This is a genomic window from Haliea atlantica (assembly GCF_054779855.1).
In genome coordinates this window covers 102,613-124,145 of the sequence record NZ_BAAGXL010000023.1, presented here as the reverse complement: position 1 = coordinate 124,145, position 21,533 = coordinate 102,613, and the positions used below count along the sequence as shown (strand labels likewise).

The 21,533-nt window shown below is 62.1% G+C and carries 18 protein-coding genes; 3 read left to right on the top strand and 15 right to left on the bottom strand.

From position 1 onward, the window contains the following. Window positions 1-223: 223 nt before the first annotated feature. From ACYVGS_RS15350 to ilvY, 4 genes are all read right to left on the bottom strand, one after another. Window positions 224-820: a protein-methionine-sulfoxide reductase heme-binding subunit MsrQ gene (locus ACYVGS_RS15350; RefSeq protein WP_460589559.1), complete on the bottom strand. Its 597-nt coding sequence runs from the start codon at window positions 818-820 to the stop codon at window positions 224-226. Further along, entirely contained in the window at window positions 821-1,801 is a 981-nt protein-coding gene (msrP, locus tag ACYVGS_RS15345) for a protein-methionine-sulfoxide reductase catalytic subunit MsrP (RefSeq protein ID WP_460589558.1), read from the bottom strand. It abuts the gene before it with no gap. A gap of 82 nt (window positions 1,802-1,883) precedes the next feature. Further along, window positions 1,884-2,744, bottom strand: coding sequence for a CDP-alcohol phosphatidyltransferase family protein (gene pssA, locus ACYVGS_RS15340; protein ID WP_460589557.1), 861 nt, complete (start codon window positions 2,742-2,744; stop codon window positions 1,884-1,886). A 34-nt stretch (window positions 2,745-2,778) separates the two neighbouring features. Further along, window positions 2,779-3,687 carry an HTH-type transcriptional activator IlvY gene (gene ilvY / locus ACYVGS_RS15335; protein WP_460589556.1) on the bottom strand — a complete coding sequence of 303 codons (909 nt, stop codon included), beginning with the start codon at window positions 3,685-3,687 and terminating at the stop codon, window positions 2,779-2,781. Window positions 3,688-3,793: 106 nt separating this feature from the next. Between ilvY and ilvC the strand changes: the two genes are divergently transcribed. Continuing rightward, complete coding sequence (gene ilvC, locus ACYVGS_RS15330) at window positions 3,794-5,266, top strand: NADP-dependent ketol-acid reductoisomerase (RefSeq protein ID WP_460589555.1); 1,473 nt, start codon at window positions 3,794-3,796, stop codon at window positions 5,264-5,266. 70 nt (window positions 5,267-5,336) lie between these two features. Here the strand turns inward: ilvC and ilvN are convergent, their stop codons facing one another. Both ilvN and ACYVGS_RS15320 read right to left on the bottom strand, forming a co-directional pair. Next, on the bottom strand, window positions 5,337-5,831 hold the full coding sequence (gene ilvN, locus ACYVGS_RS15325) for an acetolactate synthase small subunit (RefSeq protein WP_460589554.1): 495 nt from the start codon (window positions 5,829-5,831) through the stop codon (window positions 5,337-5,339). A 3-nt stretch (window positions 5,832-5,834) separates the two neighbouring features. Then, complete coding sequence (locus ACYVGS_RS15320) at window positions 5,835-7,580, bottom strand: acetolactate synthase 3 large subunit (RefSeq protein WP_460589553.1); 1,746 nt, start codon at window positions 7,578-7,580, stop codon at window positions 5,835-5,837. Window positions 7,581-8,084: 504 nt separating this feature from the next. Here ACYVGS_RS15320 and ACYVGS_RS15315 point away from each other — a divergent pair. Continuing rightward, complete coding sequence (locus ACYVGS_RS15315) at window positions 8,085-8,555, top strand: DUF4124 domain-containing protein (protein WP_460589552.1); 471 nt, start codon at window positions 8,085-8,087, stop codon at window positions 8,553-8,555. Window positions 8,556-8,588: 33 nt separating this feature from the next. Here ACYVGS_RS15315 and ACYVGS_RS15310 read toward each other — a convergent pair whose 3' ends face one another. From ACYVGS_RS15310 to rluD, 8 genes are all read right to left on the bottom strand, one after another. Continuing rightward, window positions 8,589-9,029 (bottom strand): type IV pilin protein, encoded by a 441-nt coding sequence (locus tag ACYVGS_RS15310; RefSeq protein WP_460589551.1) that lies wholly within the window; start codon window positions 9,027-9,029, stop codon window positions 8,589-8,591. 30 nt (window positions 9,030-9,059) lie between these two features. Continuing rightward, entirely contained in the window at window positions 9,060-11,492 is a 2,433-nt protein-coding gene (locus tag ACYVGS_RS15305; protein ID WP_460589550.1) for a type IV pilus modification PilV family protein, read from the bottom strand. A gap of 28 nt (window positions 11,493-11,520) precedes the next feature. Continuing rightward, window positions 11,521-12,750, bottom strand: coding sequence for a hypothetical protein (locus tag ACYVGS_RS15300; RefSeq protein WP_460589549.1), 1,230 nt, complete (start codon window positions 12,748-12,750; stop codon window positions 11,521-11,523). Window positions 12,751-12,848: 98 nt separating this feature from the next. Beyond that, window positions 12,849-13,688, bottom strand: coding sequence for a prepilin-type N-terminal cleavage/methylation domain-containing protein (locus ACYVGS_RS15295; protein WP_460589548.1), 840 nt, complete (start codon window positions 13,686-13,688; stop codon window positions 12,849-12,851). Beyond that, the gene (locus tag ACYVGS_RS15290) at window positions 13,672-14,208 is read right to left on the bottom strand and encodes a GspH/FimT family pseudopilin (protein ID WP_460589547.1); all 537 of its coding nucleotides are present in this window, start codon (window positions 14,206-14,208) and stop codon (window positions 13,672-13,674) included. Before ACYVGS_RS15290 ends, ACYVGS_RS15295 begins: the two co-directional genes overlap by 17 nt. 231 nt (window positions 14,209-14,439) lie before the next feature. Further along, window positions 14,440-17,016: an ATP-dependent Clp protease ATP-binding subunit gene (gene clpB / locus ACYVGS_RS15285; RefSeq protein WP_460589546.1), complete on the bottom strand. Its 2,577-nt coding sequence runs from the start codon at window positions 17,014-17,016 to the stop codon at window positions 14,440-14,442. Window positions 17,017-17,133: 117 nt separating this feature from the next. Next, complete coding sequence (gene pgeF / locus ACYVGS_RS15280; protein WP_460589545.1) at window positions 17,134-17,895, bottom strand: purine nucleoside phosphorylase YfiH/LACC1 family protein; 762 nt, start codon at window positions 17,893-17,895, stop codon at window positions 17,134-17,136. Beyond that, window positions 17,864-18,841 carry an RluD family protein gene (gene rluD / locus ACYVGS_RS15275; RefSeq protein WP_460589544.1) on the bottom strand — a complete coding sequence of 326 codons (978 nt, stop codon included), beginning with the start codon at window positions 18,839-18,841 and terminating at the stop codon, window positions 17,864-17,866. Before rluD ends, pgeF begins: the two co-directional genes overlap by 32 nt. A gap of 88 nt (window positions 18,842-18,929) precedes the next feature. Between rluD and ACYVGS_RS15270 the strand changes: the two genes are divergently transcribed. Next, window positions 18,930-19,814, top strand: coding sequence for an outer membrane protein assembly factor BamD (locus tag ACYVGS_RS15270; protein ID WP_460589543.1), 885 nt, complete (start codon window positions 18,930-18,932; stop codon window positions 19,812-19,814). A 1-nt stretch (window position 19,815) separates the two neighbouring features. Here the strand turns inward: ACYVGS_RS15270 and ACYVGS_RS15265 are convergent, their stop codons facing one another. Then, on the bottom strand, window positions 19,816-21,450 hold the full coding sequence (locus ACYVGS_RS15265; RefSeq protein ID WP_460589542.1) for a glutamine-dependent NAD(+) synthetase: 1,635 nt from the start codon (window positions 21,448-21,450) through the stop codon (window positions 19,816-19,818). Window positions 21,451-21,533 lie beyond the last annotated feature (83 nt).

Sequence of the window (21,533 nt, the reverse complement as noted above, 5' to 3'; positions counted from 1 at the left end):
TGAAAATGTTTCCGCTTCACTTCCCTGCGAGAGCCTTCCGGCCTGCGCCCGACTAGATACACCCAAGTGATTGAATCACAAGGCTTTCTAGCCGCCTCCCTCAGCGCCGTTTTGCATGTCGCCTCAAGAGGACGCGAACTATACGCAGCGGCCCGGGGGTGCGCAAGCCTCTTTGCCAAATATTTTCGTGGCAGGGCAAAAATCTGCGTATTCTGTACAGATTCTAGGCAGAACGCGCTCGCTTTCGCTCATTAATTCGCCAGTAAAGGCGCAGCCCCAATAGCAGCAAAGCGACCGCGCTGTAGAAGAGCGCCTCCCCGGCGTCTGATCGCACCTGCCACCAGAGATGCAGACAGGCGAACACGAGTGCCAGATAGATCAAACGGTGCAACTGCAGCCAGCGCCGACGCAATTTGCGCTGCGCGCCTCGCGAGGATGTCAGCGCCAGGGGTAGCAGCAGCGCCCAGGCGGCAAATCCAACCGTGATGTAGGGTCGCTCGGCCAACTCCTCCCACAACAGTGGTGCCGACCATCCAACATAGGCCTGGGCAAAAAGTGCCAGGTGCAGCGTGGCGTAACTGAACATCCACAAGCCCAGCTGTCGCCGATGCCGAATTATTGCGGGACGCCCGAACCAACGACGCAAAGGTGTGATGCAGAGGGTCAACAAGAGGAAACGCAGCGCCCAGACCCCAGTCCCCTGCATGACCACCTGGACCGGGTCCGGACCCAGGCTGTTGGCGATAACCCCCCAGGCAAGCCAGGCCAGGGGCGCGGCGCAGACAACAAACAGTACCCCGCCTGTGGGAAGCCGCCTCACTCAGTAGTACCGCGTCAGGTCCATGTCGCGGTAGAGACTGGCCACCTGTTCCGCGTACCCATTGAAAAGCTGCGTGGGAATGCGGTTCGGCCGCAGGAACGACGAGGGCAAGCGACGCTCGAACTTCTGACTCCAGCGTGGGTGATCCACCTCCGGATTCACATTGGCGTAGAAACCGTACTCTTCCGGGGCCAGGGACTGCCAGGAGGTGGCAGGCTGCTCCTCGAGCAGGTCGATTCGCACAATGGACTTGATGCTTTTGAACCCGTACTTCCAGGGCACCACCAGCCGGAGTGGCGCACCATTTTGGTTGGGCAAGGTCTTGCCATACAGGCCAACCGCCAGCAGGGTCAAGGGGTGCCGCGCTTCATCCAGACGCAGGCCCTCGCGGTAGGGCCAGTCGATAATGCTGCTGAAAGAGCGCGTGCCACGCATTTCCTCACGACGATACAGTGTCCGGAAGGCTACAAAGCGCGCGCTGCCCAGCGGCTGGAACCGATCCAACAGCGCGTGCAGGGGAAAACCCACCCAGGGGATGACCATCGACCAGGCCTCCACGCAGCGCAACCGATAGATTCTCTCCTCCAGGTCAACACGACTGAGCAGGTCTTCTAGGTGCAACTTGCCAGGCCGCGCCACCGCGCCACCGACCTCTATCGACCACGGATCCACAGTCATCTCGTGGGCATATCGGGCGGGGTCTTCCTTGCCGGTGCCGAACTCGTAAAAGTTGCAGTAGCGGGTAATATCCCCGTAGGGCGTCAGCGCCTCCTCCGTGTAGGCCAGCGGATTGCCCGGCTTTGCCGGCCGGTAGTCCAGCGGCTCGCCGCCGGTGGCGGGATCACCCCAGGCGGGGCCCGTCGCCACTGCCGCCGATGCGCCGACAATCCCCGCCTTGAGCAGGGAGCGCCGCCTCAGGTAAACCGATTCCGGCGTGATCTCGGAGGAAGGAATGACTGGATATTGAAGTCGTCTGGCCATGGAAACGGCCTCCCGGGTCGCATGGGGCTTGTAACCTGTCTGAGGCCACACAGCCCCGGGAGTTCCCCGCCCGGGGCGGACATCAGCTGGACGCGCGCTCCTCCGGTCCTGGCCGTTTGCGCTTGAGCAGCATCAATGGCCCCGAAGCCGCATAGAGCAGAAATGCACCGAGGAAGATCAAGGGTGGATCCAGCGTCACCAGACTAAAAGCCAGAACCACCGCGAGGATCACCACAAAGGGTACCCGCCCGCGGAAGTCGATGCCCTTGAAGCTGTAGTAGGGAACATTGGTCACCATTAGTACCCCGACGATGCCGGTCAGGCACCCCACCAGAAAGGCCACTTCCCCCGGGAGGGCTTCACCGACCCAACCCAGGTCGTGACAGACCCAGACCGTACTGGCGATGATGGCCGCGGCCGCCGGACTGGCCAGTCCCGTGAAATAGTGACTGTCCGCCGTGTCCACCCGCGTGTTGAAACGCGCCAGCCTCAGTGCCGCACAGGCTACATAGATAAAGGCCGAACTCCAGCCAAAGCTGCCAAGCTCACCCAGCGCCCAGCTGAACATCACCAGGGCCGGCGCCACACCGAAGGACACCATATCCGACAACGAATCGTATTCGGCCCCGAACTTGCTGGTGGTATTCGTCAATCGGGCGATGCGGCCGTCGAGGCCGTCAAAGACCAGCGCGAAAAATATAGCGATGGCGGCTTCCTCGAAATTGCCCCGCATCGCCGCGATCACCGCGTAGAAGCCGGCAAACAGGGCCGCCGTGGTGACCAGGTTCGGCAGCAGGTAGACCCCTTTGCGACGAACCGTCTTGCCGTCCTCGGAAACTTCCTCCTCGTGATCGTCCACAAGCAGATCCAGCGGTGGCGTGACGCTGTGCCCGCGAGGCTCCGCCTCGCGCCCCTGCTCCTCGACTGATTGACGATCCGTCATGCCATTACCCGCTGCCAAATGAGCACGCAGTATATCAAAGGCGCTGCTGGGTCGTCTGCTGAGCCACCTCCCGGAGCGCCTTGACCCGCGGATCCTCGAGTCGGGACTGCAAGCTGCACAAGCCGATATCCAGCGCCGGCAAGGGTTCCCACACCGCTATGGGCGTGACGCGCTCGGCCATGCCACTGGCGCGCACCACCAGTTCCGGGGCGATCCCCACCCCCAGACCCAGCCCCACCATGGCGACGATGGCCTCGTGCCCGGCGACCTGCGCGTAGATTCTGGGCTGGGCACTGCGGCGCGCCATCCACTGGTCAAACAAGCCCTTGGTCACGCCCCGCTCGGGCACAATGAAGGGGATGCCGGACCAGTCGAAATCCGCCGAAGCCGGGTCTCCGGCCAGAACACTGCGGCGTACGGCACAGTCCGCGGCCGGCATCAGCATCAGCATGGGCGATTGCAGCAGGGAGAGGAAAGCCAGTCGCGGCGACAGTGGCTCCGGGCGCCCCGTCACCGCCAGATCTTCGCGCCCGCTCAGAACCCGTGCGATACCGTCAGCCTGATCCCCCGTGTGCAACAGAATCTCGACCGCCGGATGCTGCAGCCGGAAGGCCTCGAGAATCGGCGCCAGTATGCTGTACACCGCTGTCACCGAGCAGAACAGGTTGACTTCCCCCACCAACTGCCGGTCTCCGCGTAGCTGCCCACGCAGGCTCTGCCACTCGGCCAGGGCACGCTGGGCGTAGTCCCGGAAGGTACGACCGGCCGGAGTCAGGCGCATGCTTCGCTTGTCGCGCTCCAGCAGGCACTGGTCCAGCTCTTCTTCCAGTCGCTGCACGGTGCGACTCACGGCACTGACGCTGAGGTGCATCAGTTCGGCACTGCGACTGAAGTTCAGGGTATCCGCCACCGAAAGGAACACCTGCAGGGACCGCATTTCCATAACATTTGCTCCTAACGCAATTCTATTTCACAAATTTAGCGTTTTACGCAACTCCTGAAAAGGCGTAATGTGCGGCCGTCCAACCATCCCCCAGGAGGAAAACATCATGGGTCAGAACTATTTCAACACCCTGTCGCTGCGCGAGCAGCTGCAGCAGCTGGGCAAATGCCGCTTCATGGACCTGTCCGAATTCGCCGATGGCGTGGAAAAACTGCGCGGCAAGAAGCTGGTTATCATTGGCTGTGGCGCCCAGGGCCTGAACCAGGGCCTGAACCTGCGCGACAGTGGCCTCGACGTCTCCTATGCCCTGCGCGAAAGCGCCATCAGCGAGAAGCGCCAGTCCTGGAAAAACGCCACCGAGAACGGCTTCACTGTCGGCACCTACCAGGAACTGATCCCCTCGGCGGACATGGTGCTCAACCTGACCCCCGACAAGCAGCACAGCGCCGTGGTCAGTGAAGTCATGCCGCTGATGAAACAGGGCAGCTGCCTCTCCTACTCCCACGGCTTCAATATCGTGGAAGAAGGCATGCAGATCCGCGACGACATCACCGTCATCATGGTGGCACCCAAGTGCCCCGGCACCGAAGTGCGCGAAGAATACAAGCGTGGCTTTGGTGTTCCGACCCTGATCGCGGTCCATGTGGAAAACGATCCCCAGGGTGAAGGCCTGGAGCTGGCCAAGGCCTATGCCGCCGGCACCGGCGGCCATCGCGCGGGCGTGCTGGAGTCCTCTTTTGTCGCCGAAGTGAAATCCGACCTGATGGGCGAGCAGACCATCCTCTGCGGCATGCTGCAGACCGGCTCCATTCTCTGCTTCGACAAGATGATCGAGAAAGGCATTGAGCCCGGCTACGCGTCCAAGTTGATCCAGTATGGCTGGGAAACCGTGACCGAAGGCCTGAAGCACGGCGGTATCACCAACATGATGGACCGCCTGTCCAACCCGGCGAAACTGCGCGCCTACTACCTGGCGGAAGAACTGAAGGTCATCATGCGTCCGCTCTACGAGAAGCACCAGGACGACATCATGACCGGGTACTTCTCCCGGACCATGATGGAAGACTGGGCCAACGACGACGCCAACCTGCTGAAATGGCGCGCGGCCACCGCGGAGACTGCCTTCGAGAAAACGCCCAGCACCGATGCTGATATCAGCGAGCAGGAGTTCTACGATCACGGCATCCTGATGGTGGCCATGGTCAAGGCTGGGGTGGAACTGGCCTTTGAGACCATGGTGGCCTCCGGCATCATCGCCGAGTCGGCTTACTACGAGTCGCTGCACGAAACCCCGCTGATCGCCAACACCATTGCCAGGCGCAAGCTCTACGAAATGAACGTGGTGATCTCGGACACCGCCGAGTACGGTTGCTACCTCTTCGATCACGCCTGCCGTCCGCTGCTGGCGGATTTCATGGCCAACATCGACACCGATGTGATCGGCAAGGGGATTGGCGCTGACAACGGGGTGGACAACCGCGAACTGATCGCAGTCAACGAGAAGATCCGCTCTCACCCGGTGGAAACCGTAGGCAAGCGTCTGCGCGGCTACATGACGGCGATGAAAAGCATCGTCTGAGTGACGCGACTCCCAGCATGAAAAAGGGGCCCCTCGGGGCCCCTTTTTTTGTCGGCTCACGCCTGTTGCACTAGAGCCGCAGGATTTTTTCCCCGCGTGATATGCCGGCAATACCGGAACGCACCACCTCGAGAATTTCCGCGTCCGCCATGGCCGCCACAAAGGCATCCAGCTTCTCCCCCGTTCCCACCAGCTGAATGGTGTAGGTATTGGGGGCGACATCCACGATCTGGCCGCGAAAGATGTCCGTGCTGCGCTTGATCTCATCGCGTTGACTGCCGCCCACCGCACGCACCTTGATCAACATCAGATCGCGCTCAATATGGGCGCCCTCGGTCAGATCGACGAGCTTAACCACGTCCACCAGCTTGTTCAGCTGCTTGGTGATCTGCTCCATGACCCGGTCATCACCAATGGTGGTGAGGGTCAGTCGCGACAGTGTGGCATCCTCGGTAGGCGCCACGTTGAGCGTCTCGATGTTATAGCCGCGCTGGGCGAACAGGCCAACCACCCGGGACAGCGCGCCGGGCTCGTTTTCCAGCAGTATGGAAATGATACGTCGCATGCCTCAGGTCCTCTCGTTCTTGCTCAGCCACATGTCCTTCATCGCGCCGTTGGGAGCGATGTGCATGGGATACACGTGCTCCATGGGGTCAATGAAGATGTCGAGGAAAACGAGACGATCCTCCATGGCGAAGGCTTCCTCCATCCGCGCATCCAGTTCATCCAGCCGGGTGATCTGCATGCCCACGTGGCCGTAGGCCTCCACCAACTTGACGAAATCGGGCAGCGAGTCCTCGTAGGTGCTCATGGCGTAGCGCCCCTCGTACTGCATGTCCTGCCACTGCTTGACCATGCCCAGGTAGTTGTTGCGCAGGTTGATGATCTTCACTGGCGTGTTGTACTGGGTGCAGGTGGACAGCTCCTGGATATTCATCTGGATACTGCCTTCGCCGGTGACGCAGGCGACATGCTTGTCGGGGAAGGCCAGCTTGGCGCCAATCGCCGCCGGCAGACCAAAGCCCATGGTGCCCAGCCCCCCGGAGTTGATCCAGCGCCGCGGCTGGTCAAACTTGTAGTACTGGGCAGCGAACATCTGGTGCTGACCGACATCAGAGGTGACATAGGCATCACCGCGGGTCACCCGATACAGACTTTCGATAACCTGCTGGGGCATGATGCGATCACTTTCGCCGTAGCGGCGGCCGTGCCACAAGCCGTGCTTCTCGCGCCACTCATCGATCTGTTTCCACCAGCGCGCCAGCGCGCCACTGTCCGGCAGAGCCGGCTCCTTTTCCCGCAACAGATCAATACCGTCAATCAGGTCCTGCAGCACTGACTGCACCGGGCCGACGATCGGAATATCCGCCGCCACCGTCTTGGAAATGGAGGTCGGATCGATATCGATATGGATGATCTTGGCGCCCGGGCAAAACTTGGAGACGGTATTGGTAACCCGATCATCGAAGCGCGCACCCACGGCCAGGATCACATCGCTGTGATGCATGGCCATGTTAGCCTCGTAAAAACCGTGCATACCGAGCATGCCCAGGAACTGGCGGTCGGAGCCCGGATAGGCACCCAGCCCCATAAGCGTATTGGTAACCGGGTAATTCAGCTTGCGCGCCAGTGCCGTGAGTAGCTCGCTGGCCTCGCCCTGGATGACACCGCCGCCACTGTAGATGACCGGGCGCTTGGCACTTAACAGCAACTTGACTGCCTTGCGGATCTGCCCGGTATGACCGCGCTGGGCGGGTGAATAGGACCGTATTTTGACCGAGTCCGGATACTCGTATTCAAACTTGGCATCCGGGCGGGTGATGTCCTTGGGAATATCGATCACCACCGGACCGGGGCGCCCGGTTGTCGCGATATGGAAAGCCTTCTTGATGGTAGCCGGCAGATCCTCGGTCCGGCGAACCATGAAGCTGTGCTTCACGATGGGCCGCGAAATGCCGACCATGTCGGTTTCCTGGAAGGCGTCCTCACCGATCAGGTGCGAAGCCACCTGGCCGGAAAACACGACCATCGGAATCGAGTCCATGTAGGCAGTGGCGATACCTGTTACGGCATTGGTGGCGCCCGGGCCGGAGGTCACCAGTACCACGCCCGGCTTGCCAGTTGCGCGCGCATAGCCGTCCGCCGCGTGGGTGGCCGCCTGCTCATGGCGCACCAGCACATGGGGCACCTGACAGTTCTTGAACAGCGCATCGTAGATGTGCAGGACGGCCCCACCCGGGTAACCGAAAATATACTCAACGCCCTCGTCCTCGAGGGCCCGGGCGATCATCTCGCCCCCCGATAACAACTCCACGGTCGTTCTCCCGATCAACAGGCACCGGCGCGATACCCTCGCCCGTGCGGTTTCGGATGTCTGTGTGGACGTTGCTGCTGGAGCACCTGGAACCGGTGCCGGCTGGCGACGCCACCCCCTTCAAGGCGCAGTGCACTGCTCGCAACCACCTCCCGGGATACCCGGCAAGGCTATCCGCTGAGGAAAACGATCACGAACCCGTGCATCGGTCGCCCTGCGAGGTAGCGCAGTGTCTGGCCCCCAACCCCGCCAATACGGCACGGGCTGGATACGGGACCCATCAACAGCTGCAACGAATCATGACAACGCTGCAGTGAACCAGAGACCGGGGGTACCCGGCGGTAGTCGTTACCACTGATGAGACCTGCTTATTATTTGGTCATAGGGCAGCGGTGTCAACAGGCCGGGAGTCTTCCCGAGTGCGGGCATCCGCTAACCGCGGCAATTGCACCCACCCTGTCCATGGGTTACTTTAACCGCGTACCCGGCTGGGAGATCTTGAACATGCGCCGTACAGCCTTACGAAGTTGGCAGCTGCGGGCGGGGGCCTTGCTTGTGGCGACCGCCCTGACCGGGTCTACCCTGGCCTTTGCCGGGGAGAATCTCTACCGCTGGCTGGATGATCGTGGCAATCCGGTTTACAGCGATCGCCCGCCCCCGCGCGGTATCGGCTACGAAGTCATTTCCTCCCAGTCCAGCCTGAAACGGGTTGTCTCCCCCGAACAGGGCGCCGTCCCTCCGGAAGTGAAGCCACGGGTTGGCAACGAGTTCCAGCCCGTGAGCAGCCGCCCCGAATCCGAAGGCTTCAAGAGCAGCGAGATCTGTGCGCGGGCGCGGGAGAACCTGGAAGCCCTGCGCAACTACGCGCGCCTGCAGGTTCGTAACGACCAGGGTGACATGGAATACATCGATGACGAGCAGCGGTTGGAGATGATGCGGGAGTCGGAAGCACTGATCGAGCAACACTGCGAATAGTGCCGCCCCTCTCTGCCTTCGAGCCGTTACGGTCTAGCGCTTGGCGCAACCGGCAGGTGTATAGATGCCGTCCTGGTCGACCTCGATAAAGCGGCAATCCAGCCCGGATTTCTGATCTTTCTGCTGACCGTTCTTCCCGGTCGCCCTGATCGTGTAGCTCGACGCGTCCGCCGCTTCGATAGAGAGGGTGTAGTAACCGTCCGGGGACTCCGCATCCAGCACCATGGTGGAATTGCTCGGGTCCGCGAGGTTGCAGACCCTTGAAGCAGCCAGGCCCTGGGCGTAGTGCGGGCAGTTGCTGCGGAACTTTTCCTGGCGCAACTGCGCATCCCCCAGCGCCGCGAGAGCGTCCGAACGACGTGCACTGCGCACGCTGTCTTGGTAGGCCGGCACGGCAATCGCCATCAAAATGCCGACAACTGCGACGACAATCATCAGCTCGATGAGGGTGAACCCCCTGTTCTCAGACCTCACATCGACTCCCTAGATCGCTCCCGGGCGTATTCAGCCACAGGGGGTATCACTCAATGAAATTGTGATGTTGCGGGTCAGATTACTGTTTACAGTAATATCCAGTGTGAGACTGCCCGAGTCTGAGGAAGCCGACCCGCCGCTAATCACATACTTGTAGGACGGTTTATTTCCTTTGGCCGGGGAGCACTTTGGAGAAATGGAGTAGGTTACCGTCCTGTCCCCAGCAGGCAGCACGCAACTGTAGGAGCCCGAGGTGTTCTTCTTCCAGCCGCCATTGGGATCCTGGAGCGTACAGGTGATGGATTCAAGCGGGTTCACCGCGGGGTCCACCTCACCGCTGCCGATATCGCCAATACTGATCGAACCCGACAGCTCATAGGTTGCTACCAGCGCGACTGAGAGATCAGGACCCGCTATTTGTCGTGGATCTTCACCATCGTAAATAAACAGGTCCATGATGCCACTGGCCCCATCTATGAAGTCCACACTATAGCTGGATTGCGGATCCGCAAAAAGCTGGACCGTTTTTTCCTCAGCAACAGCGGGCGCGGACGTTGTGAACGAGCACTCATAGGGGCGTCCGCCAGAGGAATCAGGAAAAGCGGGGTCAGGATCGGAATACTCTCCCGCCGTGCATCCGATAGTCGTATTATCGACCACGACGTCCAGTGAGCTTAACCCACCTGACGCGGAAATTTCGGTCGCTGCTTGTGCTCCAAAAATAAAGCCGGAGACACGATACGTGGGATCTGTGCTTTCCGGGAACGTTATCGTGCAGCCACTCACCGTGGGTGTAGCTGGATCGAGCGAAACACTGCATGGCGGATCCGGATAACTCTGACCGGACTGCACACCCGAAATCTGGGCGCTATCTTCTGTCGTGGTGATTTCACAAGAATAACTGCCAACATCGACATCACACTGCCAGGTCAAACCACCTGCAGAAACCACCACTTGAGGCGAACCAATCTGGTTCACCAGGTTACCGGTAATCAGATAATCCGTACCCGGAAGCTCTGAACAATTGGAAATATCCACAACGGGATCGTAGACATTATTGTAGGTACCACCGCCGACGTCCCGGCGGATGACCTTCGATGCCAGGCGAAGGCCACCTATCGTTTCCGCCTGGGCTTTACAGGCCTTGCGCAATGCCGAGTGATTGGGGTTGGAAACCCCGTCAACGATCAGCAGGTCATGGCAGGCATAGGGCTTGTTAATCCCCTGGTGACGATCGTCGACAGTGCCCAGGGCATTATCAGGTCCAGTGGTATAGGAAAAATAATCGCGAGCAGTATCCCGGGTTGAATCCGTGTCGGTCTCGACCTCTTCAAAAAAGCAGACGTTATAGCCCTCGCTCGCAACATTGAGCAGACCAATCCGGCCGCGCCAGCCCCCCTCGCCCACGGTGGAGAGAATATTTGCCGGGCGTGTGGTCGGGCACTGGGTAAAATCTTCGTCGTCGTTACCCTCGGGCCCATGCGCACAGTTGCCACCCACGTAGCAGGTATAAGGTGCGCTGGTGGTCCCCTCGTCAGGGTCGAAAACGCAATAGGTACCGCTCTCGGACACGTTCAGTGTAAACAGTTCGACAGGGAGGTAGCTGCCTTTGTCGGTGCCACTGATGCGGGAATGAACGATACCCCGCATGGGAATCACGACACCGCCATTGAAACGAACGCGCGGCACACAGAATTCGGTACCCTCATCTTCGACCACCTCAAAAAGCTCAATTGCCTCGAGGCCCTCGTAGCCATCGTTATCCACGCGGCGGGCTCGGAGCCCATTTTCAAAGGGCAGAACCACGGGGGATATTGCGCTGCATGCCTGGCTCTTGGAGGCGCTCAGGCCCGACTGCTCGACGATGTAATACTCATCGTCAATCAACACCACCTGGCCGGGGGAACCGTAACCTTCATCGCCCGCCTCCAGGGGGACGGATTCGGAGATGTCATCGGAAGAGCCGGCGTTCAGGCTTGGCGACAATGCCGGCCCGCCCCCACCACCGAGGTTGGTGGCAAGCGCGGAATTGGTCGCGTCGTGAAGGGACATGACAGTCTGCAACTCGACCTCACCATCCTCCCAGCTGCAGGTGGCGGTGATGCGTTTCTGCCGGACGTCGTCCTCCGATGTGACCCCGGGCTGCGGCAGATTCTCGACCACCAGCGTACGCGAAAAGCTGGCACTCTTGCCGCTAAAGGTTTCCGCTGTCGGGGCGAGGTTTTCCGCGAGGGGACCGCCGACGCCGAATTCGCCGCGGGACATGACCCGGCGCATGTCCTCTATGCCACTCTCACAGTAGCTTCTGGCTTCCACCATCGCCTTGTTGTCGCGGCTTTCCCCGACAATACCCAGCTGGAAACGGGCCACGGCCAGCAGACCGAGGGCAATCACCAGCGTCGTTATCAGCACCTCGATGATGCCGATACCGGTATTCAATTTTCGCAAGCCCAGGTTTTTCATGGCCAGTCTCCGTACCTCAACCGAGGCCTTACCAGTCGCGCCAGGAACCGGGGATGATGACACCCGAATCATCCACACGCGGTTCGTTCAAGCCGCTATCACCCCCGAAGGGAACATACACGATGTTCAGGGTGCCGCCCCCTGCGTTGGGGCCATTTTCACTGACTACCGCGCCGTAGACCGTCGCGGTACCAGTGACTTTCAGCTGCCCGGTCACATAGACAAGACCGTAGATTTCCACCCCGCCGGAAAGGGCGAGGTCACCATTGAAAATCAGGACCAGTGGCTCCTCGACGGAGCCATAGACGTTATTGCCCCCGATGGAGGTCGAGCCGCCCCGGTCATTCCCGCTATCGCCATCCAGCCCCATGGGATCGGCAGAGCTGCCAATCCAATACAATCCCGAGGTAACTTCAGCGCCATTGGGCGGCGGGGCGGTGCCGGGATCCAGGCGGTTGCCGCCCGTTTCCGCCAAATCTTTCATGGCCTGTTTGTTCTGGGCAAAAAACAGCCCGAAAAACTCATTGTCGGTCAGGTTGGCCAAGCTGACATCGCCAAGCACCACATCGACGCCGAAGCCTGAATTCCGGTTGGACACCAGCTGAGCATTGTTGCTGGGGTCATTGTCTTGAAGCTCCGCAGCGGTGTAGTCCGTGATGGAGGTGTAAGAGGGACGTAAATAGGTCGCGAAGGAGGCGCCGGAGATCGCTGTACTGTCACCCGCCCAGATAGAGATATTGGTATAGCGGTTGATAATGCTGGCATTACCGAAAACCCCAATCCCCGCCCCGGTAATAAACGGCTGTTTGGGCCCATTGCCGTCACGAAAGATCGGCACACTGCCGAGACAGGCAGATATCGTGCGCCGGGCACTGCAATCGTCACTCCAGCCCATGGCAACAATCGTCCCGGCATCGTCCTCACCATTGGCGCCGCAACGATCGCCCCCGGCAACAGTATTGGCATAGTAGTACAGCCCCAGGGTCGCAGGTGCTGCCAGGCTGGGAATGCCAACTTCCTGGGCGTTGGTGGTCGCCGCCGTGGGCGGCGTGGCAGTGCAGTTGGCCGTCAGGGTATCCAGCTGCGCCTGCGTGGGTGCAGCAAACGCGGGGTCGATCGTGGCCCCATTGGCATTAAATGCAGCCATACCCTCATCCAGCGCGGCCATGGCCGCCTCCACAGCCTGGCTGGTACGGTAATCACTCGCAGCGACGCGCGTCTCGTTGACCACGATGCGGGCGCTGAACAGCGCCAGCAAGGTGACCGCGATAACCAGAATCAGCGCCGTCAAAAGGCTGACCGCACCGCTCTGGGCTGCCGGTGATCTATAGCGAGACACGCGTTTCATGGTCTACCTCAGGGCTGCCTGAACAGGCGGTCGTTGGCCAGTTTGACGGTGGTTGCCAGTGAACGGCTGATTTCGGTGTCGCGGCCTGCCTGCCCGGTCATGCGCATGTTCACCAGCCGTCGTACGACCAGCGCATCGCCGGCGCTGGGTGCCGTGGTCAGGCCACTGCAGTCCGGCGCAGAAGCCTCTTCCGGCACGCTGTCGTCAATATTGTCACACCAGCTGGACTGTGGCTGTACCGGATATGGGCCAGCACCGTCACTACCGTCGTTGTCAGCGGTAAGCGGCTCGAAGCTAAACTGCAGATCGGTCACCTGCACGACCTCGGAATTGTCTTGCACCGTCACACGCTCCCAGGTTCCGTCATCGTCGGAACAGCTCGCCAGCACCGTACCATCCATGCGCATGCCGATACTGCCATCGTCGTTGAGGCGAAAACCGAAGCGCTCGCTGTCCTGCTGAGCACCGTCGTTGTCCGCATCATAACTATAGACGATGCACGGGTTACCGTTGCCGTCCCAGTCGGCCAGGATCTGGATATCTTCCGCCGCCGCGGTGAAAGGATTCAGCAGGGGGTCAGCCCCAACTGCCGCCCCGCCCCAGTAACCTGCCCGGCGGATATCGTTGGCCATGTAGGTCACCAGCGACCCCATATCGTAGTTCAGGCGGGCTGTGCGCACGGTACCGGTGGAACTCTGGAGCATTGCCACATACACCGCCACGGCTGCACCAACCACAACCATTCCCAGCACAATGGAAACCATCAGTTCCACGAGACTGAAGCCCCGCTGCCGGGGATAGAGCGGGGCAAGCCGCGCTGAAGGCAGGCGTTTATTCACAGCTACCATAGAGGCCCTCCAGGGGGTCACCATCGGCATCCAGCGGCATGGGATCCGGGTCGCAGACGTCGGCCCGGCCGACATCATTGACGCGCACCTGGGCCGCATAGTGGAGAGTGGTCAGCACGGAACTCATGGCAGTCGCGGTCCCCCGGCGAAAGTCGAACTCGGTCGTCCCTCCCGCTGCGAGGCTCACCACCGGATAGCTCGCGCCCGCCACGCGTTTGATATCACAGAAATCAGCGGCGGTGGTGTCAGTCTGCGCGCAGTCACAGTCAAGCGTTCCCATGCCATAACACCAGCTCCCCGCGTTGCCTGCCGTCCGCGAGAAAAACACATTCCGGCTGCGCTTTATCGCCTCCATGCGGGCAAACTGCAGGTCCGACTTGAACGCCTGGGAAGCCTCCTTGAGACGGTTGCGCTCAATCAGCTTCTGGTAACTGGGGCCGGCCACGGTCAACAGTATGGCGACGACGGCGATCACCACCATCAACTCGATCAAGGTAAAGCCGTCAGAAGATCTGTTCATCACCACCCGGTTGCAGGCCTTTCGAGGGCCCAGGCTACCCGCCTCTGGAAACTGCCAACGCAACCAATTTAGCACAGTCCAGGGAACGACATGACAGAGGCAGGGCGGATTTGCTCATAAATCCACCAAAACCTGAGGCAGATCACGCCCCGGGGCACCCCTCGGGAGAGGCCTGCGAGACCCGCGGAGGCATGCTGCTTACCCCCTGCTGCTCGCAGGCCCGCGGGGAATTCACCGCTTCCCGAAGGCTGTCTCCTCCCCTGCCACCTCCACGGTAATGGTATCGCCAGCGACAAACTCACCCGACAGGATGCGCTGGGCCAGGGGGTTCTCCAGCTCCTGCTGGATGGCTCGCTTCAGGGGTCGCGCGCCGTAAACCGGGTCATAGCCGACTTCGGCCAGGCGCTCCATGAAGGCATCGCTAATCTCGATCTGCAGATCGCGTTCGGCCAGCCGCTTCTTGAGTGACTGCAGCTGGATCTCGGCGATGCCGCGGATCTGGCTCGCCGCCAGTGGGTGGAAGACCACTGTCTCGTCGATGCGGTTGATGAACTCCGGGCGGAAGTGCCTGCCCACAATACCCATGACCGCCGACTTCATGGCGCTGTAGTTTTCCTCACCCGCCATTTCCTGGATCACATCCGACCCCAGGTTGGAGGTCATCACGATGACCGTATTGCGGAAGTCCACCGTGCGACCCTGGCCATCGGTCAAACGGCCGTCCTCGAGCACCTGGAGCAGGATATTGAACACATCGGGGTGGGCCTTCTCCACCTCGTCCAGCAGGAGCAGCGAATAGGGCCGGCGGCGAACCGCCTCGGTCAGGTAGCCGCCTTCCTCGTAGCCGACATAGCCCGGAGGCGCCCCGATCAGACGCGCCACCGAGTGCTTCTCCATGAACTCGGACATGTCCACCCGCACCATGGCCTGCTCGCTGTCGAACAGGAACTCGGCCAGGGCCTTGCACAGCTCGGTCTTGCCCACCCCGGTGGGACCGAGGAAAAGGAAGGAGCCATTGGGCCGGTTGGGGTCGGAGAGGCCGGCCCGGCTGCGGCGCACGGCATCCGAGACCGCCCTGACCGCCTCGTCCTGGCCCACGACCCGCGCATGCAGGCTGTCTTCCATGCGCAGGAGTTTGTCGCGATCGCCCTCGAGCATCTTGGCCACGGGAATGCCGGTCCAGCGCGAGACCACCTCCGCAACCTCCTCATCGGTGACCTTGTTGCGCAGCAGCGTGCGCTCGGCGGTCTCCGCCTCCTGGGCGGCGGCGAGCTGCTTCTCCAGTTCCGGCATTTTGCCGTACTGCAGCTCGGACATGCGGGTCAGGTCGCCGGCACGGCGCGCCGCCTCCAGGTCCAGCTTGACCTGTTCCAGCTCGCTCTTGATCTGGGCCGCCCCCTGCAGGGAGGCCTTCTCCGCCTTCCAGACCTCCTCCAGGTCGGAGTACTCCCGCTCGACCTTCTCGATCTGCTCGTTGAGCAACTCCAGCTGCTTTTTGGCGCCCTCGTCGGAGTCCTTCTTGACCGCCTCGCGCTCCATCTTCAACTGGATCAGGCGGCGTTCCAGGCGATCCATGGATTCCGGCTTCGAGTCGATCTCCATGCGAATGCGGCTGGCGGCCTCGTCCACCAGGTCGATCGCCTTGTCCGGCAGCTGGCGGTCGGTAATGTAGCGGGTGGACAACTTGGCGGCGGCGATGATGGCGCTGTCGGTGATGTCCACGCCGTGGTGCACCTCGTAGCGCTCCTTCAGACCGCGCAGGATGGCGATGGTGTCTTCCTCATTGGGCTCGTCCACCAGCACCTTCTGAAAACGGCGCTCCAGGGCGGCATCTTTCTCGATGTACTTGCGGTATTCATCCAGGGTCGTGGCACCCACGCAGTGCAATTCGCCCCGGGCCAGGGCCGGCTTGAGCATGTTCCCGGCATCCATGGAGCCCTCGGCCTTGCCGGCACCGACCATGGTGTGCAGCTCGTCGATAAACAGGATGATGCGGCCCTCCTGCTTGGAGAGCTCATTGAGCACCGCCTTGAGGCGCTCCTCGAAGTCGCCGCGGAACTTGGCACCGGCCAGCAGGGAACCCATGTCCAGGGACAGCACCCGCTTGTCCTTGAGCCCCTCGGGCACCTCGCCATTGACGATGCGCTGAGCGAGGCCCTCGATAATCGCCGTCTTGCCCACGCCCGGCTCACCGATCAGCACCGGGTTGTTCTTGGTGCGCCGCTGCAGGACCTGGATCGTGCGGCGGATTTCATCGTCGCGGCCGATAACCGGGTCCAGCTTGCCCTCTTCGGCGCGTGCTGTCAGGTCGATGGTATATTTGTCCAGCGCCTGCCTGGATTCCTCGGCTTCCGGATTCTGCACGGACTCCCCTCCACGTACCTGTTCAATCGCACCCTGCAGAGCCAGTGCGGTCACACCGTGCTTCTTCAGCAGATCGCCTGCGCTGCCCTTGGTCTCGAGCATGGCCAGCAACACCAGCTCGCTGGAAATGTAGGCGTCCCCCTGCTGCTGGGCCAGCTTGTCGCTGACGTTGAGTATCCGCCCCAGGTCGTTGGAGACGTGGATATCGCCGCTGGTGCCGGAGACCTTCGGCAGCGCCTCGATCGCGGCACTGACGCCAGCGGTGAGCGCCGGCAAGGCGGCACCCGCCTTCTGCAGCAGGGGCCGCGCGGTGCCGCCCTGCTGCTGCAGGAGGGCAGCCAGCAGGTGTAGCGGTTCGATAAAGTTGTTGTCCTTGCCCAATGCCAGTGACTGGGCATCCGCCAGCGCGTTCTGCAGCGGGTTGGTCAATTTGTCCATGCGCATTGCTTGCAATCTCCCTGGCCGGCAGACACGGCGCCGGCAATAACAGTTTCACTGGCAACAGTTATGGGGCAGCAATGCCCCTGTTTCAAGTGGGGGCATGTCAAGGAAAGAGGGAATTCAGTCGGGCTTGAGCTGGATCAAGCTGGCCATGCGACCGGTTTGCCCGTCGCGGCGATAGGAGTAGAAGCGCCGGGAATCGCGGACGGTGCAATAACCGCCCCCGTAGACGGCCTGAATACCGAGCCGGTAGAGACGCAGCCTGGCCAGCGCGTAGAGGTCCGCCACCCAATGGTCTGCCGCCAGGGCAGAGACGCGAAAACAGGCGTGCTCGCGCGCATTGGCACCCGGTGCCGCACAGAAGGCCTCACGCACCTCGCTGCCCACCTCAAAAGCCGTCGGGCCGATAGCCGGGCCCAACCAGGCGAGCAGGCTTGCGGGCGCTGCGGGTATGGTCGCAACGGTCTGCTCGATCACCCCCGCCAGCAGCCCGCGCCAGCCCGCGTGCACACCGGCAACGGCCGTACCCGCCCGGTCGCACAGCAACAGCGGCAGGCAGTCGGCTGTCAGCACGGCACAGGCCATGCCCGGCTGATCACTCCAGCTGGCATCCGCTGACGGAGGCAACCCGTCTCCGGCGGCGCGCACCACCACATTGCCGTGTACCTGACGCAACCACTGAATCCGGCTGCCGGGCGGCAGCAATTGCCCCAAAGCGGATCGGTTCTGGTCGACAGCAGACGGCTCATCGCCAACATGATCGCCCAGATTCAGCGTGTCCCAGGGCGGCGTACTGACACCGCCTTGTCGCGTCGTCGCCAATGCCAGGACATTGGCCGGTGCCGGCCAGTCAGGCAGGATGCACGGCGGTGTCAATGGCATCCTCTTCCTCCAGAACCTGCAGCAAAGCCGCGATATCCGCCGGCAGTGGACAGTCGAACTGCATCGGCTCGCCCCTCGCCGGGTGCAAAAGCCCCAGGGATTCCGCGTGCAGAGCCTGCCGAGCAAAGCCGCGCAGCGTCTCTATCAGCCGGGGCGAGGCACCCGGCGGAATCCGCGGGCGACCGCCGTAGACCGGGTCGCCAACCAGCGGGTAGTGACGCCAGGCCATGTGCACGCGAATCTGGTGGGTACGGCCGGTTTCCAGGTTCACCGCCAGCCGGGTATGGTGGGCAAAACGCCGGGCAATCCGGTAGTGGGTTACCGCCGGCTTGCCGCCCTGCTCCACCACTGCCATTTTCTTCCGCTGCCGGGGATGGCGACCAATGGGCGCCTCCACCGTGCCGCCGCCAGTGAGGGCGCCGATGCAGACGGCGCAGTACTGGCGCTTGACGCTGCGGGCGTGCAGCTGGTCAACCAGGGAGTGATGACCGAGCAGACTCTTGGCCGCCACCATCACCCCCGAGGTCTCCCGGTCCAGGCGGTGCACAATCCCCCCCCGGGGCAGTTGGGCAAAGGCCGGGTCATGGTGGATCAGGGCATTGACCAGGGTGCCGTCGGCATGGCCGGCGGCGGGGTGCACCACAAGCCCCGCCGGCTTGTTGAGCACCAGCAGGTGTTCGTCCTCGTAGAGGATGTCCAGGGAAATCGGCTGTGGGGCCCAGCTCACCGCCTCCTCGCACAGCGCGTCCAGCTCCAGCAGGGCGCCCTGTGTGACCTTTTCCCGGGGTTTCACCGCCCGCCCGTCGCAGCGCAGCTCCCCCTTGCGGATCCAGTCCTGCAGGCGCGAGCGGGAATAGTCGGGAAACAGCTGCGCCGCTGCCTGGTCGAGACGCTCGCCCGCCAGCCCGTCGGGAACCTCCGCCTGTTGCCTGATCCTTTCTGTCATCAGAATACCTGTTTCGGCGCCAACGGCGCTGTGGTTAAATAACGCCCTGCGCATACTCACTCATGTTAACACGCAAGCGGTTGCCACCTTGTTGAATACAGTCAAATTTGCCACGGCTCTGCTGCTGGCCCTCCTGATCACCGGCTGCGCCAGCAACGATGACGTGGACGGCATCACTGCCGACTCCGGTGAACAGCAGATGTACGAGACGGCCCAGCGCTACCTGCGCAGCCGCAACTACAGTCTGGCGGTACGGGCCCTGCAGATGCTGGAATCCCGCTATCCCTTCGGCCGCTATGCCGAGCAGGCCCAGCTGGAGCTGATTTACGCCCACTACAATGCCTATGAGCGGGAAGCCGCGGTGGAAGCCGCCGACCGCTTCATCCGCCTGCACCCACAGCACCCCAGCGTGGACTACGCTTACTACATGAAGGGGCTGGCAGCCTACAGTGCCGGTGGCGACCTGTTCGACCGCTTCCTGCCCACGGATGAAAGCAGCCGCGACATGTCCCATGCCCGGGAGGCCTTCACCGAGTTCTCCCAGCTGGTCAACCGCTTCCCCGACAGCCCCTATGCAGAGGACGCGCGGGCGCGCATGGTACATCTGCGCAACCTGCTGGCCCGGCACGAAATCCTGGTGGCCAACTACTACTTCCGCCGCGGCGCCTACCTCGCCGCCACCAACCGCGGTCGTTACGTGGTGGAAAACTTCCAGCGCACCCCGGCGGTGCCGGATGCCCTGGCCATCATGGCCCAGGGTTACATCCTGCTCGGGATGAAGGACCTGGCCCAGGACACCATCGAGGTGCTGGCCATGAACTATCCGAGCTACCCCGCGCTGGACGAAAACGGCCGTTTCCGCAGCGACTACTCCCTCGAAGGCCAGGAACGCTCCTGGGTCAACAAGGCCACCTTCGGCCTGTTCGACCCGCCGGAGGTGCCGCAATTCGACACCCGCGAGCTCTACGACTGATTTACTCCCCCGGCGTCCAGCCCGAGGTAATCGGGTAGCGCCGGTCGCGACCAAAACCGCGACGACTGATGCGCACCCCGATCGGGGCCTGGCGGCGCTTGTACTCGTTGAGATCCACCAGCCGGATCACCTTGTGGACCTGCTCGGCATCCAGGCCGGTGGCGATGATCGCCGCGGCGCTGTAGTCCTGCTCCACGTACAGCTCGAGGATGCGGTCCAGCACCGGATAGGGCGGCAGGTTGTCCTCGTCCTTCTGGTCAGGCGCCAGCTCGGCCGAGGGCGGCCGGTCGATGACCCGCTGGGGCACGCAGGGGGACAGCCGGTTACGGTAGCGCGCCAGCTCGAAGACCAGGGTCTTGGGCACGTCCTTGAGCACGTCGAAGCCCCCCGCCATGTCACCGTAGAGCGTCGAGTAACCCACGGCCAACTCACTCTTGTTGCCCGTGGTGAGGACCAGCAGGCCTTTCTTGTTGGAAATGGACATCAGGAAAACACCACGGCAGCGCGCCTGCAGGTTCTGCTCGGTGGTATCCACCTCGGTACCGGCAAACTCCTCGCTCAGGCCATCCATGAACGCCTCGTAGGTCGGCTCAATGGAAATCACGCTGTGCTTGACCCCGAGCATACGGGATTGCTCGGCGGCGTCCTCCACGCTCATCGACGAGGTGTAGCGGAAGGGCATCATGACAGCCTCGACCCGTTCCGGCCCCAGGGCCTCCACCGCCACAGCCAGAGTCAGGGCCGAGTCGATCCCGCCGGACAGCCCCAGCACCACGCCGCGGAAGCGGTTCTTGTTGACGTAATCGCGCAAGCCAAGCACCAGGGCCCGCCAGGTCGCTTCCAGCTCATCGAGGGGCTCCGCGGGAGGCTCGTCGCAGTGCAAGACCACCGCATCACCGTCGCGGGAAGCCTGTAGCCAGAACTCTCCCTCGACAAAATTGGGTGCCGCCGCACGCAACGCGCCATTGGCACCCACGGCGAAGGAACCGCCGTCGAAGACCAGTTCATCCTGACCGCCGACCTGATTGACGTAGACGATCGGGCAATGACTGCTGCGGGCACGCTCGGCCACCAGCTCCCAGCGTTCCACCCGCTTGCCCCGGTGATAGGGGGAGGAATTCAGGTTGAGAATCAGCTCCGCGCCCGCCTCCGCCGCCTGCCGTACCGGGCCGGTTTCCCAGATGTCCTCGCAGATGGTGAGACCCACGGCTACACCCTGGATATCGACAACACAGGCCTCGCTGCCGGGCTGGAAATAGCGCACCTCGTCAAATACCTGGTAATTGGGCAGGCACTGCTTGTGGTATTCGGCGACGATTTCCCCCCGATGCAGGACCGCAGCAGCGTTGTAAAGGACAATCCCCTCGCGCCGGGGAAAGCCCAGCACCAGCCAGGCGTCGCCCTGCATGGCTTCACACAGGCGGCGCAGTGACCGGGCAACCCGCAGCTCCACGCTGGGGCGCAGGAGAAGATCCTCCGGGGGATAACCACTGAGTGTCAGCTCGGGGAATACGATCACCGGGCTGCTGTGCTCTTCTTCCGCGCGGCGCATGATCTCGATCACGCGATCGGTATTCGCTTCAAAATCACCTACCAGGGTGTTCATCTGCGCCATCAGAAGGTTCAGGGTACTCATGGGCTGCGGTCCTCTCAGATCAAGCCAGCCATTTTCCGGGAAAGCGCAGCCCGCTGCCAGCCCCGCGCACCCGGTGCTTCCTG

Bases quoted from the DNA above. Each gene is read 5' to 3' on its own strand.
- rluD (WP_460589544.1), bottom strand. From the start codon at position 18,841: ATGACAGAAAGGATCAGGCAACAGGCGGAGGTTCCCGACGGGCTGGCG.
- ilvN (WP_460589554.1), bottom strand. From the start codon at position 5,831: ATGCGACGTATCATTTCCATACTGCTGGAAAACGAGCCCGGCGCGCTG.
- ACYVGS_RS15265 (WP_460589542.1), bottom strand. From the start codon at position 21,450: ATGAGTACCCTGAACCTTCTGATGGCGCAGATGAACACCCTGGTAGGT.
- msrP (WP_460589558.1), bottom strand. From the start codon at position 1,801: ATGGCCAGACGACTTCAATATCCAGTCATTCCTTCCTCCGAGATCACG.
- pgeF (WP_460589545.1), bottom strand. From the start codon at position 17,895: ATGCCATTGACACCGCCGTGCATCCTGCCTGACTGGCCGGCACCGGCC.
- ACYVGS_RS15295 (WP_460589548.1), bottom strand. From the start codon at position 13,688: ATGGTAGCTGTGAATAAACGCCTGCCTTCAGCGCGGCTTGCCCCGCTC.
- pssA (WP_460589557.1), bottom strand. From the start codon at position 2,744: ATGACGGATCGTCAATCAGTCGAGGAGCAGGGGCGCGAGGCGGAGCCT.
- ilvC (WP_460589555.1), top strand. From the start codon at position 3,794: ATGGGTCAGAACTATTTCAACACCCTGTCGCTGCGCGAGCAGCTGCAG.
- ACYVGS_RS15305 (WP_460589550.1), bottom strand. From the start codon at position 11,492: ATGAAAAACCTGGGCTTGCGAAAATTGAATACCGGTATCGGCATCATC.
- ilvY (WP_460589556.1), bottom strand. From the start codon at position 3,687: ATGGAAATGCGGTCCCTGCAGGTGTTCCTTTCGGTGGCGGATACCCTG.
- clpB (WP_460589546.1), bottom strand. From the start codon at position 17,016: ATGCGCATGGACAAATTGACCAACCCGCTGCAGAACGCGCTGGCGGAT.
- ACYVGS_RS15315 (WP_460589552.1), top strand. From the start codon at position 8,085: ATGCGCCGTACAGCCTTACGAAGTTGGCAGCTGCGGGCGGGGGCCTTG.
- ACYVGS_RS15290 (WP_460589547.1), bottom strand. From the start codon at position 14,208: ATGAACAGATCTTCTGACGGCTTTACCTTGATCGAGTTGATGGTGGTG.